15 protein-coding genes are annotated in these 15,071 nt (G+C 41.8%); 10 read left to right on the forward strand and 5 right to left on the reverse strand.

Annotated elements, in window-relative coordinates:
* From F957_RS05740 to F957_RS05730, 4 genes are all read left to right on the forward strand, one after another.
* Window positions 1–1,665, forward strand: a 1,665-nt coding sequence (locus F957_RS05740; protein ID WP_016660481.1) for an electron transfer flavoprotein-ubiquinone oxidoreductase, incomplete at its 5' end; no start/stop codon positions are given.
* A gap of 230 nt (window positions 1,666–1,895) precedes the next feature.
* On the forward strand, window positions 1,896–2,393 hold the full coding sequence (locus F957_RS20970; RefSeq protein ID WP_016660482.1) for a hypothetical protein: 498 nt from the start codon (window positions 1,896–1,898) through the stop codon (window positions 2,391–2,393).
* A gap of 107 nt (window positions 2,394–2,500) precedes the next feature.
* Window positions 2,501–3,142, forward strand: a complete 642-nt coding sequence (locus F957_RS05735) for a trypsin-like serine protease (RefSeq protein ID WP_016542369.1) — start codon at window positions 2,501–2,503, stop codon at window positions 3,140–3,142.
* A gap of 2 nt (window positions 3,143–3,144) precedes the next feature.
* Window positions 3,145–3,582, forward strand: a complete 438-nt coding sequence (locus F957_RS05730; RefSeq protein WP_016660483.1) for a hypothetical protein — start codon at window positions 3,145–3,147, stop codon at window positions 3,580–3,582.
* A 69-nt stretch (window positions 3,583–3,651) separates the two neighbouring features.
* Here the strand turns inward: F957_RS05730 and tusA are convergent, their stop codons facing one another.
* Window positions 3,652–3,909 (reverse strand): sulfurtransferase TusA, encoded by a 258-nt coding sequence (gene tusA / locus F957_RS05725; RefSeq protein ID WP_004656127.1) that lies wholly within the window; start codon window positions 3,907–3,909, stop codon window positions 3,652–3,654.
* A gap of 175 nt (window positions 3,910–4,084) precedes the next feature.
* Between tusA and F957_RS05720 the strand changes: the two genes are divergently transcribed.
* Window positions 4,085–4,924: an HlyC/CorC family transporter gene (locus F957_RS05720; RefSeq protein WP_004656129.1), complete on the forward strand. Its 840-nt coding sequence runs from the start codon at window positions 4,085–4,087 to the stop codon at window positions 4,922–4,924.
* Entirely contained in the window at window positions 4,921–6,480 is a 1,560-nt protein-coding gene (lnt, locus tag F957_RS05715) for an apolipoprotein N-acyltransferase (RefSeq protein WP_016542368.1), read from the forward strand. The genes F957_RS05720 and lnt overlap by 4 nt, the downstream gene beginning before the upstream one ends.
* Before the next feature lies 1 nt (window position 6,481).
* On the opposite strand, the gene F957_RS05710 is transcribed toward lnt, so the two are convergent.
* Window positions 6,482–6,820, reverse strand: a complete 339-nt coding sequence (locus tag F957_RS05710; protein ID WP_023270886.1) for a tRNA-binding protein — start codon at window positions 6,818–6,820, stop codon at window positions 6,482–6,484.
* A gap of 244 nt (window positions 6,821–7,064) precedes the next feature.
* Between F957_RS05710 and F957_RS21280 the strand changes: the two genes are divergently transcribed.
* Entirely contained in the window at window positions 7,065–7,328 is a 264-nt protein-coding gene (locus F957_RS21280; protein WP_016660484.1) for a DUF2798 domain-containing protein, read from the forward strand.
* 57 nt (window positions 7,329–7,385) lie between these two features.
* Here the strand turns inward: F957_RS21280 and F957_RS05705 are convergent, their stop codons facing one another.
* The 3 genes from F957_RS05705 to gspF form a co-directional block, all read right to left on the reverse strand.
* Window positions 7,386–7,730 (reverse strand): hypothetical protein, encoded by a 345-nt coding sequence (locus tag F957_RS05705; RefSeq protein ID WP_016542365.1) that lies wholly within the window; start codon window positions 7,728–7,730, stop codon window positions 7,386–7,388.
* Window positions 7,731–7,991: 261 nt separating this feature from the next.
* Window positions 7,992–8,534 (reverse strand): type II secretion system major pseudopilin GspG, encoded by a 543-nt coding sequence (gene gspG / locus F957_RS05700; protein ID WP_016660485.1) that lies wholly within the window; start codon window positions 8,532–8,534, stop codon window positions 7,992–7,994.
* Window positions 8,534–9,739: a type II secretion system inner membrane protein GspF gene (gspF, locus tag F957_RS05695; protein WP_016542363.1), complete on the reverse strand. Its 1,206-nt coding sequence runs from the start codon at window positions 9,737–9,739 to the stop codon at window positions 8,534–8,536. The genes gspG and gspF overlap by 1 nt, the downstream gene beginning before the upstream one ends.
* Window positions 9,740–9,898: 159 nt before the next feature.
* Here gspF and F957_RS05690 point away from each other — a divergent pair, with 159 nt between their 5' ends.
* The 3 genes from F957_RS05690 (at window position 9,899) to hslO (ending at window position 15,060) form a co-directional block, all read left to right on the forward strand.
* Window positions 9,899–12,124 (forward strand): primosomal protein N', encoded by a 2,226-nt coding sequence (locus F957_RS05690; protein ID WP_378319697.1) that lies wholly within the window; start codon window positions 9,899–9,901, stop codon window positions 12,122–12,124.
* A 122-nt stretch (window positions 12,125–12,246) separates the two neighbouring features.
* Complete coding sequence (locus tag F957_RS05685; protein ID WP_016542361.1) at window positions 12,247–14,067, forward strand: cation:proton antiporter domain-containing protein; 1,821 nt, start codon at window positions 12,247–12,249, stop codon at window positions 14,065–14,067.
* Window positions 14,068–14,184: 117 nt separating this feature from the next.
* Entirely contained in the window at window positions 14,185–15,060 is an 876-nt protein-coding gene (gene hslO / locus F957_RS05680) for an Hsp33 family molecular chaperone HslO (RefSeq protein ID WP_016542360.1), read from the forward strand.
* Window positions 15,061–15,071: the final 11 nt, after the last annotated feature.

Raw genomic sequence — 15,071 nt, forward strand, 5'->3', positions numbered from 1 at the left:
GGCGCAGGACCTTCGGGTTTATCTGCTGCGATTAAAATTCGTCAATTAGCGATTGAAAACAACCTGCCTGATCTTTCTGTTTGTGTTGTTGAAAAAGGCTCTGAAGTAGGTGCGCATATCCTTTCTGGTGCTGTACTTGAACCACGTGCCATGAACGAATTATTTCCGAACTGGAAAGAAGAAGGCGCACCACTGAATGTCCCTGTAACGGGCGACGAAACATATTTCTTACTGTCTGATAGCAAAGCACAAAAAATGCCGCATTGGATGGTACCAAAGTCAATGCACAACGAAGGAAACTATGTGGTTTCTCTCGGTAACGTGGTGCGTTGGTTAGGTCAAAAAGCCGAAGAACTTGAAGTTTCAATCTTCCCAGGTTTTGCTGCTGCTGAAGTGCTTTACCATGAAGATGGTACGGTAAAAGGCATCCAAACAGGTGATATGGGGATTGGTAAAAATGGTGAGCCAACCCATAACTTCACGCCTGGTTATGAGCTACATGCCAAATATACCTTATTCGCTGAAGGCTGCCGTGGTCACCTCGGTAAACGCCTAATTGCCAAATATAATCTTGATAAAGATGCTGATCCGCAACATTACGGTATCGGGATCAAAGAACTTTGGGAAATCGATCCTGCAAAACACAAACCAGGTTTAGTGATGCATGGTGCAGGTTGGCCTTTATCTGAAACAGGTTCTACTGGTGGTTGGTGGTTATATCACGCAGAAAATAACCAAGTCACCATGGGCATGATCGTCGATTTATCGTATGAAAATCCGCACATGTATCCATTCATGGAAATGCAACGTTGGAAAACACACCCAACCATCAAGCAATTCCTTGAAGGTGGCAAACGTATTTCTTACGGCGCACGTGCTGTGGTCAAAGGCGGCTTTAATGCATTGCCTAAACTCACTTTCCCGGGCGGTTGCTTGATTGGTGATGATGCTGGTTTCTTGAACTTCTCAAAAATCAAAGGCTCACACACCGCAATGAAATCAGGCATGTTGTGTGGTGAAGCAGTGTTTGAAGCGATTGCTGCGGGTGTTGCCAAAGGTGGTGATCTTGCGATTGCACGTGTACTTGAAGGCGAAGACCACTTTGACAAAGAGCTCACTGCTTATACCGATAAATATAACAATTCTTGGTTAAAAGAAGAGTTATATAGCTCGCGTAACTTTGGTCCAGCGATGCATAAGTTCGGTCAATGGATTGGTGGTGCATTTAACTTTATCGATCAAAACATCTTTAAAGTGCCATTCACGTTGCATGATCTTAAACAAGACTTTGCCGTGCTTAAAACGGTGGATGCTTCAACGTTTAAACCAAACTATCCAAAACCAGATGGCAAGTTGACTTTTGACCGTTTATCTTCAGTCTTTATCTCAAATACCGTACATGAAGAAAACCAACCTGCGCACTTGAAGTTAACTGATCCTTCAATTCCAGTGAACGTGAACTTACCAAAATGGGATGAGCCAGCTCAACGCTACTGCCCTGCTGGAGTTTATGAAATCATGGAAAATGATGATGGTTCTAAACGCTTCCAAATCAACGCAGCCAACTGTGTACACTGTAAGACGTGTGATATCAAAGATCCATCACAAAACATTACGTGGGTAACGCCTGAAGGCGGTGGTGGTCCGAACTATCCGAATATGTAATTCCTTGCGACCCACTAAGACACTGTTTTGGTGGGTTTTATCTTTGGGGCTTTAGCCACTTCAATATTCAAATATATTTTAAGCATCAGATATAACTGACAAGGCCTGAAATAAAACAATAAATATTTATAAAATCGGCACCATATGATTAAATTTAATGTATAAAACGTAAAATAATTAAAATCTTAATATGATAGTTTCAAACCTTAAAATAATTTTAAAGGTTAAATATGAATAATTTTAAGAAGTGTATATTTTTACCATTTATAGCTTTATGCTCTTTTCATACTTATGCAGCTAATTCTCCATTAGCCCAGGAATTAAAAGCACAATCGAATGAGTATATAAAAGATCATCGTGTAAGCTTACAAGAGGCTCAAAAAAGGTTAGCAATACAAGATGCAAAAGCTCCTTTAATAGAGCAAATAAAACAAAACTATAAAGAACGTTTGGCTGGGATTTATGTTGAGCATGACCCAACCTATAAAATTATTGTTCGACTAAAAGGTGGACAACCTGTACAAAATTTTAGAGCTAAAGTACAAAGCACTCTTCCTTCTTTTATTAATATAGATTTAAGTATCCCTATTGAGTTTCAAACAGGTGCTAATGAGACTCTTGATGAAGGCTTAAGTAGATTAAAAGCGAATATTCCTAGTTTGAAAAAATTTTCCCTGATTTACAAGCAACTTGGTATGATGAAAAAAGTGGAGAAATTGGTTTATTAGTTTATACAGATGGAAGTCTTAATAAATCCATTTTACAGCAGAAGTTAGCAACGCTATCAAGTAAAAATAATGGTTTACCCTTTAACATAGAGTTTACTAATCAAAAAATGTCTGATGCTGCAAGTATTCGAGGCGGTGCTTATATCTCTTCTCCCTCATCCTACTGTACGTCAGGTTTTGGTATAAAAAACAGTGCAGGGACCAGATTTATAACAACAGCTGGTCATTGTGACAATAACTTAAAGGATATGGATAGTGGCGTAGCACTTAATTTTGTTAATGAAGCACGCAATGCAAATCAAGATGTACAATGGCACTCTGTTACTTCTGGAAATACTGTTGTACCAGAGTTTTATGCTGACTCTCAAACAACCCCTCGTACTTTAACAGGCCGAAGAACACGAGCAAGTACGACTCAAGGCGATAATGTTTGTCATCAGGGTAAAACGACTGGATATAGTTGTGGTTATGTAGCTCAAACTAATTATGCCCCCACTTATTCCAATGCATGCAATGGTCAAACCTGTAACCCTGTCTGGGTAAGAGTAAAAGGCACTGCATCAGGAACAGGAAATGGAACGTTAAAATGTTATCAAGGAGATAGTGGCGGTCCCGTTTTCGCATCTCAAACCGCATTTGGCTTGTTAAAAGGGACACTAGCTTCTGGTACTGGCTCAGGCGAATGTACAGAATATTATTATATGTCTACGGATGAACTTTATAACCTAGGATTTTCTTTAGTCTATTGATCATGAATAAAAAAATTAAACTATTTAGCTCACTCATTGGGTTCATCTGTATTCTTTATGGATGTAACAACCCTAACCAAGAGACTAAAAGCTCTCAATCTACAGTCATTATTCCTCAAATAAAATATACCGGTGAAGGAGACAATGCAAGTTATAGCGAGGCAACTATAAAAATTGAAGGGTCATGTTTATATTTTGAGAATAGGGAAAATAGAATTCTTCCTATTTTCGCAACTCAGGAAGCTTATTGGGATTCTAAAAAAAATGTTTTAGTGGTTGATGAAAAAGAATACAAAAATAGGGAGTTAATAGCATATGGAAGTGGAGAGCCTTACGCTATTGATCTTAATACCGACAAGTGGATTATTAAACCAGCAAATTCTTGTAGTTTAAAGAAAGGCATTATTATTAATAAATTAATACAACCTTTAATTAAATAGCTTAAATCACGATAACGTTAATAAAATCAATTTAGTCGTGATTTAAGCTTTTATATTTAAAAATGATCCTTAACCCTTCTGGACCAAATAACGATATTCCGTATTGCTGTTTTCATCCAAACTTTCTTCTTTTAATACCAACTCGTGTCCGAGATGCATACAAAATTTTGGAATATCCCATGAGGTAGACGGATCTGTGGCAAGCACCTCAACAACATCACCTGACTTGGCTTTGCGAATAGCTTGATGCAGCATCATCACAGGTTCAGGGCAACGTAAACCTCGCGTATTAATTTGAACAGCGGGAAGTTTGGGTTGTTCAGACATCATTAAACTCAAATATTCGAATTGTCATATTTTAGCATAAACCGCTCAGATGAAAATCATCAGCAGCATTTTGAAAAACTGTACGTTTTTTACATAGTTTTATTGATGCATATCCGCTTTATCTTCGGTATGATGAAAATCATCTAATTGATATAGAGAGTCTTTAGGAAAGATCATGGTCGAGGAATCCAGTCCGTCGTGGGGTATGCGTGGCTTAAGAAAATGGTTAGGCACCGCACCTGAAACCCGCGATGAATTACTCAAGTTAGTTCAAGACTCACGTCGCTTTTTAGAGCCAGATACTGTTGCTATGCTTGAGGGTGTTCTCGATCTGCCAGCAACCAAGATTCGAGAAGTCATGACACCGCGTACAGCGATTATCAGCTTACAGGAAGACGATCAATTACTTGATATTCTGCATGTACTGATTGATTCGGCACATTCACGCTTCCCTGTATTTTCAGCAGATCAAAGTGACAATGTGGTCGGCATCTTATTGGCGAAAGATCTTTTGCCATTTTTAACTGAGCGCAATGTCAAAGTCGATATTCGTTCATTGATGCGTCAGCCTGTTTTCGTACCTGAAAGTGCACGCTCAGACCAAGTGCTACGCATGTTAAAAAATACCCAGACCCATATTGCCATCGTGATTGATGAATATGGCTCAACCTCGGGTTTGGTTACCCTCGAAGACATTCTTGAAGAGATTGTGGGCGAAATTGAAGATGAGCACGATATTGCAGATGAAGAAGCACTGTATATCGTACCAGACAATGACCCAACCACAGCCAATACTTGGATAGTGCAGGCACTTACACCAATCGAACACTTCAACACTATTTTAGATGCAGATTTTTCTGACGATGAAGTTGAAACTATGGGCGGCTTACTGCTGCAAGAGATTGGTTTAGTGAGCGATTTACAAGGTCAAACCATTGAACTTGGAGATTGGCAATTTACCATTATTGAAGCAGATGCACGCACTATTCATCTGATTCGAGCTGTCCGTCAATGAGAACCTATTTTGAGAAGCTGCTAAATCCATCTCAAGCACACACTCAGCTTCCTTTTATATTTCCCCTTTTGATTGCACTGATTTCAGGTGCAATCTTTAGTTTTGCCTTAGCACCCTATTATTTTTGGTGGCTCGCGATTTTATCGCCTGCATTATTGTATGCAGTATTACGTCAACGTAGTCCACGCCAAGCCTTTGCGCTGGGTTGGGCTTATGGTTTTGGTTTATGGTTCGTCGGTGCTTTTTGGCTATTCACCTCTATCCATACCTATGGCGATACCAATGCCTTTTTAAGCATTTTGATGATTGCCTTTATGGCGGCTGCGATGGGTCTATTTACAGCCTTCCAAACTTGGTTGTATCGGCGCTTCTTCCCTGAAACACCGCTGACTTTCGCGCCACTTTGGGTACTCTTTGAATGGGCCAAGACATGGGTGTTCACTGGTTTCCCATGGTTGTTTGCAGGTTATGCCTTCACTGAACGTCTGCTCGATGGCTATGCGCCGTTATTTGGCGTTTATGCCGTTTCATTCGTCGTGATTGTGCTGGCCTGTGCTTTAGTTGAGATTCTAAATCGTCGCTGGTTCTGGGCAATTCCATCTACCCTACTGATACTGGGTGCTTGGGGCGCTGGATTGATTCAATTCGTTCAACCTAAAGCAGCCAAACCACTCAGCGTTTCCTTGGTTCAGGGCAATATTCCGCAAGACTTGAAATGGCTCACCGAATACCAGATCAAAACCTTAGAGATTTACGCCACACTGACTCGTGCTGAATGGGGTCGTGATCTGATCGTCTGGCCTGAGTCATCTATTCCGATGTTCCAGACCGATATTCCAGAATTCTTGGATGCGATGGCCGCGCAAGCAAAGAAAACCGATACCGCTTGGGTCACAGGTATTCCTTATTGGGATCTACCTAAATCACAACAAGTCGGCGAGCCGCTGTATTACAACAGTATTATGGCATCGGGTAGTGATTCATCGGGTTTGTATAAGAAGCAACGTTTAGTGCCTTTTGGTGAATATATTCCGTTATCAGGTGCACTGAAATGGGTATTACCTGCCCTTCAAAATGATGTCAGCATGAGTGGTTTTTCACGTGGTGAGGCCAATCAGAAACCTTTAATGGTGAAAGGCCATGCATTGGCTGCAGCCATTTGCTATGAAGTGGCTTATCCCAACCTGACCCGTCGCAATGCATCAAATAGTGACTTCTTAATTACTGTGTCGAATGATGCATGGTTCACGGGGACGGCTGGACCTTGGCAACATCTGCAAATGGTACAGATGCGAGCCAAGGAAAATGGTCGTTGGTTTATTCGCGCCACCAATACAGGTGTGACTGCATTTATTGATCAGCATGGTCATATCGTAAAACAAGCACCAATAGATCAAGAAGCCGTATTACGTGGCGAATTACCTGCCATGCAAGGGCAAACGCTGTATAACCGCCTAAGCGATTACCCGATCTTAATTTTATCATTGCTTTTATTGATCGTAGGCTGGATCTATCGTCCGCGTAAAGTTGATATTAGCTTCAAATCCCGTCGATAAATTACAGTAACTTTGTGCCCAGAGGAACATCAAACTCTGGGACACAAAGCGCGACATCTCCGTCTGCATTATGAAAACCTGTCACCAGACATTCAGACTGAATCGGCCCAATCTGCTTTTTCGGGAAATTCACCACAGCAACCACCAGTTTTCCAAGCAAATCTTCAGGTTGATATAGCTTGGTAATTTGCGCACTGGATTTTCTGATCCCCAGTTCTTCACCAAAATCTACCTGCAAAATATAAGCGGGCTTTCGCGCTTGTTGAAACACTTCCGCTTGAATGATTCTACCCACACGTAATTCAACCTTAGTAAAATCATTCCATTCGATCTGTTGCATGCTTTTTCCTTTTTGCTCTTTTAAGCCCAGTTGCAGCATAGCGAATCTATCCAACTCAATAAATACGCTTATTTTTATTTTCTATTTAGCGACTTCATGCTAAATTAATTGTGCTGATTATAAAGCCGTAAACGTTTACGTCAATCAACGTGCCAACATATCTCCAACAAGGCTTGGAGCTATTTTATCTAGATATTTTCATCTTGGATAAGGCACTGGCGTTTGTTGGTTTACGGAGTCAAAAATGCAGAATTCAAAATCTTCTACTTTTAATTTTCAGAAAATTCCAAATCGTTACGCATCCATTGTTTTACCCTTCTTTTTATCCATTATTATGACTTTCATCGTGTCTTGTATAAGTACACTGAGAAGTATGGGTTTTGAGCAGTTCTCTTTCGCAACGTGGATGTCAGCGTGGGGAATTTCATGGCTAATTGCTTTCCCTGTGCTGCTCTTGGTCTTGCCTGTCGTGCGCAAGTTAACCCTGCTCTTGGTTCGACCAGTTTAACTGCAGACCATAAAAAAACGTAGATCTTTGGTCTACGTTTTTATTCACAATATAGGCTTAGAAATTAATCGACAATTGCACCGATAAATACGCCACCAGACTGGATAAAAATAGCATCGGAATATAGCGATAGGCTTTAAACACAAGCTGCTCATATTTAGAAATTAGCTCGTGGTTATGCCAGACACTGGTTTTTAAGGCACTGAGAAAACACAATACAAACCATGCACTCAACATACTCAATGCAAAAAAACCAATCATGATTTGGCTGCTTCCTTCTGAAGCTTGCCACAAACTTAATGCACCTTCACTAAAAGGCAATAAACTTAAGATGAGCAATACAGATTTAAGCATTGCCCAATGAAACTGATTCAGTTCATCCAACACAAAAAATGCTTTCATCTGATCTCCACATCTTATTTCAATGGTCTGAATTTATTATGCAAAGCTTTGATCTAAAGAAGAAGTCTATTTTTCTGCATAATTTCTTTTTCTTGTAACTATTAAATATGGGAATAATTCTTATTATAACTCTCACATATTCAATATTTTATTTATTTTATATTTTTCAAAATTTTAGCTTGTTATTTATAATTAAGAAACATTATCACTTCACTCTAGATTTATTTAATTCAAAAAGTGAAGTGATATTTTATTTCATCATTATGGCTGATAATAAATATCGGCATCATTGCCTTCGCCACCTTCTTTACCATCCGCACCAAACGAATATAAATCAAATGCACGACCTTCACGCCCTGGGATCACATACTGTAAATCATTTTCCCAACTGTCTTTTGGATAACCACCTTTGACATAACCACCTGGCAACCAGTTTTTCGCAGAAGCAGGTTGATTCACCAACGCATCCAAACCACCATCCTGCATCGATGGGTAACGACCATTGTCTAGCTTATACTGATCCAACGCACCCGCAACACCTTTTAAAGTAATACTGGTGGTATCAACTTTGGCCTTTTCACCACGCCCCATCACGTTTGGAACGATCAATGCAGCCAGAACACCTAAAATTACAATAACAACCATCACTTCAATGAGTGTAAATCCTGAGGCACGATTCATTCGAGCAACGCTCGAACGTGCCGCAAGATAAGAGGCTATGCTTCGAGTGCAAGGATTCAAGCTTTGTTCAACATTGTGCTTATTCATTGAGTTATTCATATTCATCTCTTTCATGTCACTCATCAAATCATATTGTTCATATTAATAATTGGCAACATTACCGCAATCACAATCACCAATACAATTGCTGCCATAAAAATCAGCATCAAAGGTTCAAGTAAAGCCAGTAATGTGGAAATAAAGGTGGTCACCTCACGATCTTGCATGGTGGATGCACGATCCAACATACGATCTAGCTCGCCTGATGCTTCACCGCTTCGAATCATTTGTACCATCATTGGGGGGAAATAACCGCAACGCTCCAACTGTGTTGCCAAATTACCACCTTCTGTTACACGCTCCATCGCCACTTCAATGGCATCACGGATTACCCAGTTATTACTGACTTCCGCCCCAATTCGCAAGGCTTCAACCAAAGGTACGCCAGAACGGGTCAGAATCGACAAGGTGCTGGCAAAACGTGCCGCATTTATACCACGCGAAAGTTTACCAAATAGTGGCAATCTGAGTGTTAATCGGTCAAATGCATAATGTCCTGCTGTGGTTCTTAAAAAACGGGTAAACAAGATCACCGCGATAAAAGCCAGAATGAGCATGCCCAACCAAGTATGTCGAATAAAGGCACTGGCTTTCATCAAAGCAACTGTAATCCAAGGCAAGGCTTCTTTGCTTTGTTCAAAGGTTTTGACAATTTCAGGCACGACGTAGGTCATCAGCCCCATCACAATCCCGAAAGACATCAGCATCAGTACAATCGGATAGATCATCGCGCCCTGCACTTTCTTCTGCATAGCAAAACGGTTCTCGGTGTAGTCGGACAGTTGATCTAGAATCAGATCAAGATGGCCTGAACGCTCACCCGCAGCAACAGTTGCAATATACAGTTCGGGAAATCGCCCTGACTGCTGCATACTTTTCGCCAGTGAGTGTCCTTCCAAAACCTTGGATCGTACGGCGATTAATAAGTTTTGGACATGTGATTTTTCACTTTGTTTACTCACTGCACGCAGTGCTTCTTCAAGTGGAATTCCCGCAGCGACCAAAACTGAAAGCTGACGGGTCATCAAAGCCAGATCATAGGCACTAAAGCTTTTTTTAAACCATGAACGCTGTTGTTGTTTGTCTTTTTGCTCAACCGCATCGACCGCAATCGGTGTCCATGCTTTATCACGTAACTGTTGGCGAATTTGGCGTGCGGAATCCCCTTCCAGCACACCTTTATGTTGCTTTCCAGAAGCATCAATAGCTGTAAATTGATAAGCAGGCATGGTTCTGTTCTAATTGTCCCAAAATAGTAGTCGTTAAGTTGCATCCGTGTATGGGATGAGGAACCTTGTTCCGCAAGAAATTCATCGACATATTGCACAGCACTTTAGCATAATTATATGACATACAGTCATGCCATTTTACACATGAATGAAGCCGATATGCCTAGCCAAAATTCTAACGCTATTCTCTACCGTATTCGAGTCGCGATACCCGTCTATGTGTATGACACCTTTGACTACACGGTCAGTGCTGAGCAATATGCGCAGGCGCAAATCGGTGCACGCGTTGCGATTTCTTTTGGGCGGCAAAACCTCGTAGGAATCATTACTGAAAAAGTAGATCCTAACGAAGCATTTACAGGCCAATTCAAACTTAAAGCGATTACTGAACTGCTCGATGAAGAAGCCATTCTAGATCAACAAGTTTTAACTTTGTTGACATGGTCTGCACAATATTACCAATTCCCGATTGGTGAGGTGATGCAAAGTGCCTTGCCCACCTTATTAAGACAAGGGCGTGCCTTGGATATCCTGTTTCATCTATGGAAAATCACTCCGCATGATGACCCCAATGCCTTATTAAAACGTTCACAAAAACAATATGATGCTTATCAGGTTTTAAAGCTTCATCCACACGGTGCTACAGAGAATGTGCTCAATCTCAGTGGTGTAGAAACCTCAACTTTAAAGGCATTAGAAAAAAAGGGCTTGGTTGAATGCTGTTTAGAACCGCATGATTTCACCCCAACGCCTGTGCAACTGGCACAAGTCCCTTTGACACCCAACGAAGATCAAAAGAAAGCAATTCAACAGATCCTCAAAGCACAGCATCACTATCAGGCATTTTTACTCGATGGTTTGACCGGTAGTGGCAAAACTGAAGTTTATTTGCAAGTCATGCATGAGGTGTTAAAACAAGGCAAACAAGTATTGGTACTGGTGCCTGAAATTGGTCTAACCCCGCAAACGGTTGCTCGTTTTAAGTCACGTTTTCATTGTGATGTGGCCTTACTGCACTCAGGCTTAAATGACTCAAAACGTTTACAGGCATGGCAGCATGCACAAACGGGCAAAGCATCGATTATTATTGGTACACGCTCAGCAATCTATACCCCACTGCCGCATCTAGGCTTAATCATTCTAGATGAGGAACATGATCTCTCCTTTAAGCAGCAAGAAGGTTTTCGCTACCATACCCGCGATGTGGCCTTATATCGTGGACATTTGCAGAATTGCCCTGTCATTCTCGGCTCCGCCACCCCAAGTATTGACAGTTATCACTTGGTGGAATCGGGCAAATTACATCTGCTTGAGTTGAATCAGCGTGCAGGCATCGCTGTACTGCCGAAAATGTATGTGGTGGATTTAAAAGTCGCAAAAAAGAAGCATGGTCTCAGCCAAACACTCATCGAACAGATCAAACATACTTTAGAACGTAAAGAACAGGTGCTGATCTTTTTAAATCGACGCGGTTATGCGCCGATCCTGATGTGTGAAAGTTGTGGTTGGCAAGCCAACTGCCCACATTGCGATGCACATTTTACTTTGCATTCACAGCCCTACCATTATTTGCATTGTCATCATTGCGGCACCATCAATCGCCTGCCTGATCATTGTCCTGCCTGTCAGAAACAAAGCTTAAAAACCCTTGGAGCAGGAACAGCAAAACTTGAAGAACATTTACAAGAACTGTTCCCACATAATGAAGTGATTCGGGTCGATCGTGACAGTACCAGCCGAGTCGGTAGCTGGCAAAAGATCTATGATCGCATTCAGCAAAATAAGCCGAGCATTTTGTTGGGTACCCAAATGCTGGCCAAAGGTCATCATTTCCCGCATGTGACCCTCGTCGCGATTTTAGATATTGATGCTGGCTTACTCAGTGTTGACCCACGTGCGCCTGAGCGAACCGCACAGCTGATTGTGCAGGTCGCTGGCCGTGCTGGTCGTGGTGAGCATAAAGGCAGTGTTTATTTACAAAGTCTGCGCCCGGATCACCCGATGCTGACTACCCTAATTGAGCATGACTACCGCACTGTTGCCAAACAAATGCTGGCTGATCGCAAAATCGCACTCCTTCCACCCTATCGCTATGCGGTATTGGTTCGGGTTGAATCTAAAGATCGCGACTATAGCCAACAATTCTTAGCTGATATTGCCCAACAGCTGAGAGCAATGGCGGGCGATACCGTGGATATATGGGGTCCCATTCCTGCACCGATGGAACGTAAAGCAGGACGTTATCGTGCGCATATGGTGATTTTGTCGCCTGATCGCGCCAAACTGCATTTTTATTTACGTCAATGGTGGCAACAAGTGGTACATTTACCACGTCAGCATCTACTCAGACTTTCGATTGATGTTGATCCACAAGAGTTTAGTTAAAAGCTAAGCGTACACTGATTCAAATGACCAGTAGCATTTCAGAATATCATCTTTGCAGATCATATTTTTATAGGTGCCTCATTTGAGTTAGTCTAGACAGAATAGAAAAATTGAGGCATTCAATGTCTTTACTGCTCCCGATTATTTTTTTACTGGCTGCGGCTTTAATTTTTGTTCCTTTGACAAAACGCTATGCCTCCACCACTGTTTTGGGTTATCTCATTACAGGGCTTTTACTTGGTTCCAGTGTTTCTGGTTTGATTGAAGACCCGCACCTGATCCAGCAATTACTGCATGTTGGTATGATTGCGGTGATGTTCTTTATTGGGTTTGCTTTTCGCCCTCTACAACTCTGGGCAGAGCGCAGAGGCATCTTAAAAAATAGTGGTTTACAATATCTGGTCACCACTATCTTGCTGGTTGGAGCATGCTTCATCCTGTTTCATCAGCTGCTGATTAGTCTGATACTTGGATCTGCTTTAGCGCTCTCTGCGGTCATTCTCCCACAACAACTACTCCAACAAAAACAACAGCTCAATTATAAATTAGGTCAAGTAAGCCTGGCGACTTTACAGTTCCAAGCGTTTATTGCCGTCATTCTGATTGCACTTTTTCCTTTATTGGAAGACACGGCCTCAACCCGTCATGGGATTGCTTATTTTGCTGCGATCATTGCCACTATTTCAGGCTTGTTCCTCGCCAGCCGTTATTTGGTTCGACCTGCATTCCGTTTTTTAGCACATAAAAATAGTATTCATCTCATTCCTGCGCTCAGCTTATTGGTACTGCTTGCTGTGATCCTGATCATGGATATTCTCAATATTCATGTCTTGATTGCTGCATTTTTAGCAGGCTTGCTACTCGCAGAAACCGAATTTAAAACTGAAGTTGAACGTATTCTCGACCCTTTTAAAGATGCAGCAACAGGCTTATTTTTTCTGGCGATTGGCTTGGGCCTTTCATTGGCGCCTTTAACTCAAACACCACTGCTGATTCTGGCTTCAATCTTTACTTTGGTCTTGATCAAAGCCGCTGTGATTGGCGCGATCAGCTATTACCAACAACGCCATGCCAAACTCAGTACTCGCTTTGCAATCACCTTGGCACAAAGTGGTGAATTTAGTTTTATTCTACTCAAGCTGGCAGAAAGCGAAAATTTACTCGGCAAAGACTTATTAGAACCAGCCTTTCTCATTATATTCGGGTCGATGCTTTTCACTCCGCTCCTATACGAATTATTTGATCGAAAAATTTTGCCCATGCTACAAAAGAGTAAAATCGCGGTGGTTGATGCCGATGTTCCACAACATCCAATTCTCATCATTGGATTTGGTCGTTTTGGACAAGTCATCGCACGCGCTTTACATGCACAGGGTAAACACTTTAATGTGATCGATAGCAACCAACCTGATGCTGATTTTATTGAACAATACGGGCATCGTTTTATTGATGCCGATGTGACTCAAGTCGAAAACCTACGTGCTGCAGGAATCGAATATTGTAAATTACTGATCGTTGCGATTGATGATGTTGAAGACAGTATGAATCTGGCGCGGCACCTGCGTTTAAACTACCCAGATTTAACGCTTTTAGTCCGTGCTCGTGACCGTCACCATGCCCATTTACTGCATGGCTTAGGCATCTCACAGATTTGGCGTGAAACTTATGCTTCATCGTTAAATATGGCGCAGCAGGCCTTGATTGAAACGGGTCTTTCCAGCGATGAAGCAGAAATGCAGATGACGCAATTCAAACAGGAAGATCAACGACTGCTGATACAGCAACACTGGACACACGATCAACAAGACATGATTGAAAGCTATCCAAATGCTATAGCCGAACTAGAGTATTTATTTGCACATACAAAAACTTTGCATATAGATCGTGTGAGCAATGATCAAAACACACAAAGTGATGCAAATTCACCCAATGAAGCATCTTGAGTTTTAGCAAACTGACACCATTATTGACTGCATACATGCACCTTTTTATAAAGCCCGAAGTGCTTTTCAAAGCAAGCTATTGCTTTGTTTCCCCCTAGAGGGGTACTGGAGAAAAATATGTCTGATTTACGCCAACGCTTTTTTATCGAAGACTGTCCTGTTCGCGGTGAAGTGGTTCATTTGGAAGAAGCGCTTCAAACCATTTTGGCGCAACGTGAATATATGCCTGCGGTACAAAGCCTCTTGGGTGAAATGCTCAGTGCAACGGCCTTACTTGCCAGCACACTCAAGATTCATGGCCGTATTAGCTTACAGATTCAAGCGACAGGTACCTTCAAATGGGCCATGGCCGAATGCAACCATTTAGGTGAAGTTCGTGCCTTGGCTGATTACGAAGAAGATCCTCGCTTTGTCGAAGGTACAGACAGCCGTACTGTGCTTGCTGCGCTTAGCAATCCAGTATTGTTCATCAATATTGAGCCTGAACACGGCGAACGTTATCAGGGGATCGTACCGCTTGATCAACCAACCTTGGCAGGTTGCTTGACCCAATACTACGATTTATCGGCACAGATTCCGACACATATCGTTCTGGCAACCAATCAGCAACGTTCAGGTGGTTTATTGATTCAGCTCCTTCCTCGTAACGATGAAGAAGAGCAAAAAATGGTAGACGAAGATCTATGGCCTCGTTTGACCATGTTGACTGAAACCTTAAAACCAGAAGAACTGACAGATCTTTCAGCCAATGAAATTCTTTATCGTTTGTATAACGAGGAAGAAGTGCGTTTACCTGAAGTTGAACAATTAAAGTTTGGCTGTACCTGCTCTAAAGAACGCTGTGCCAATGCCTTGATTCAAATCGGTGTGACTGCAGTTCATGAAACACTGGAAGCTCAAAACCCAATCCAGATGGATTGTCAGTTCTGTAATACCCGTTATGAATTTACCGCAGAAGAAGCCTTAGGTTTGTTCGGTGAACATTTAAGTTAATTGACCAAATG

The organism is Acinetobacter gyllenbergii CIP 110306 = MTCC 11365 (assembly GCF_000413855.1).
GTDB classification, from domain to species: domain Bacteria; phylum Pseudomonadota; class Gammaproteobacteria; order Pseudomonadales; family Moraxellaceae; genus Acinetobacter; species Acinetobacter gyllenbergii.

What these genes read in the sequence shown, in the direction of transcription:
- F957_RS20970 (WP_016660482.1), top strand. Translation starts at nt 1,896, where the DNA reads ATGAATAATTTTAAGAAGTGTATATTTTTACCATTTATAGCTTTATGC.
- F957_RS05735 (WP_016542369.1), top strand. Translation starts at nt 2,501, where the DNA reads ATGTCTGATGCTGCAAGTATTCGAGGCGGTGCTTATATCTCTTCTCCC.
- F957_RS05730 (WP_016660483.1), top strand. Translation starts at nt 3,145, where the DNA reads ATGAATAAAAAAATTAAACTATTTAGCTCACTCATTGGGTTCATCTGT.
- tusA (WP_004656127.1), bottom strand. Translation starts at nt 3,909, where the DNA reads ATGTCTGAACAACCCAAACTTCCCGCTGTTCAAATTAATACGCGAGGT.
- F957_RS05720 (WP_004656129.1), top strand. Translation starts at nt 4,085, where the DNA reads ATGGTCGAGGAATCCAGTCCGTCGTGGGGTATGCGTGGCTTAAGAAAA.
- lnt (WP_016542368.1), top strand. Translation starts at nt 4,921, where the DNA reads ATGAGAACCTATTTTGAGAAGCTGCTAAATCCATCTCAAGCACACACT.
- F957_RS05710 (WP_023270886.1), bottom strand. Translation starts at nt 6,820, where the DNA reads ATGCAACAGATCGAATGGAATGATTTTACTAAGGTTGAATTACGTGTG.
- F957_RS21280 (WP_016660484.1), top strand. Translation starts at nt 7,065, where the DNA reads ATGCAGAATTCAAAATCTTCTACTTTTAATTTTCAGAAAATTCCAAAT.
- F957_RS05705 (WP_016542365.1), bottom strand. Translation starts at nt 7,730, where the DNA reads ATGAAAGCATTTTTTGTGTTGGATGAACTGAATCAGTTTCATTGGGCA.
- gspG (WP_016660485.1), bottom strand. Translation starts at nt 8,534, where the DNA reads ATGAGTGACATGAAAGAGATGAATATGAATAACTCAATGAATAAGCAC.
- gspF (WP_016542363.1), bottom strand. Translation starts at nt 9,739, where the DNA reads ATGCCTGCTTATCAATTTACAGCTATTGATGCTTCTGGAAAGCAACAT.
- F957_RS05690 (WP_378319697.1), top strand. Translation starts at nt 9,899, where the DNA reads ATGCCTAGCCAAAATTCTAACGCTATTCTCTACCGTATTCGAGTCGCG.
- F957_RS05685 (WP_016542361.1), top strand. Translation starts at nt 12,247, where the DNA reads ATGTCTTTACTGCTCCCGATTATTTTTTTACTGGCTGCGGCTTTAATT.
- hslO (WP_016542360.1), top strand. Translation starts at nt 14,185, where the DNA reads ATGTCTGATTTACGCCAACGCTTTTTTATCGAAGACTGTCCTGTTCGC.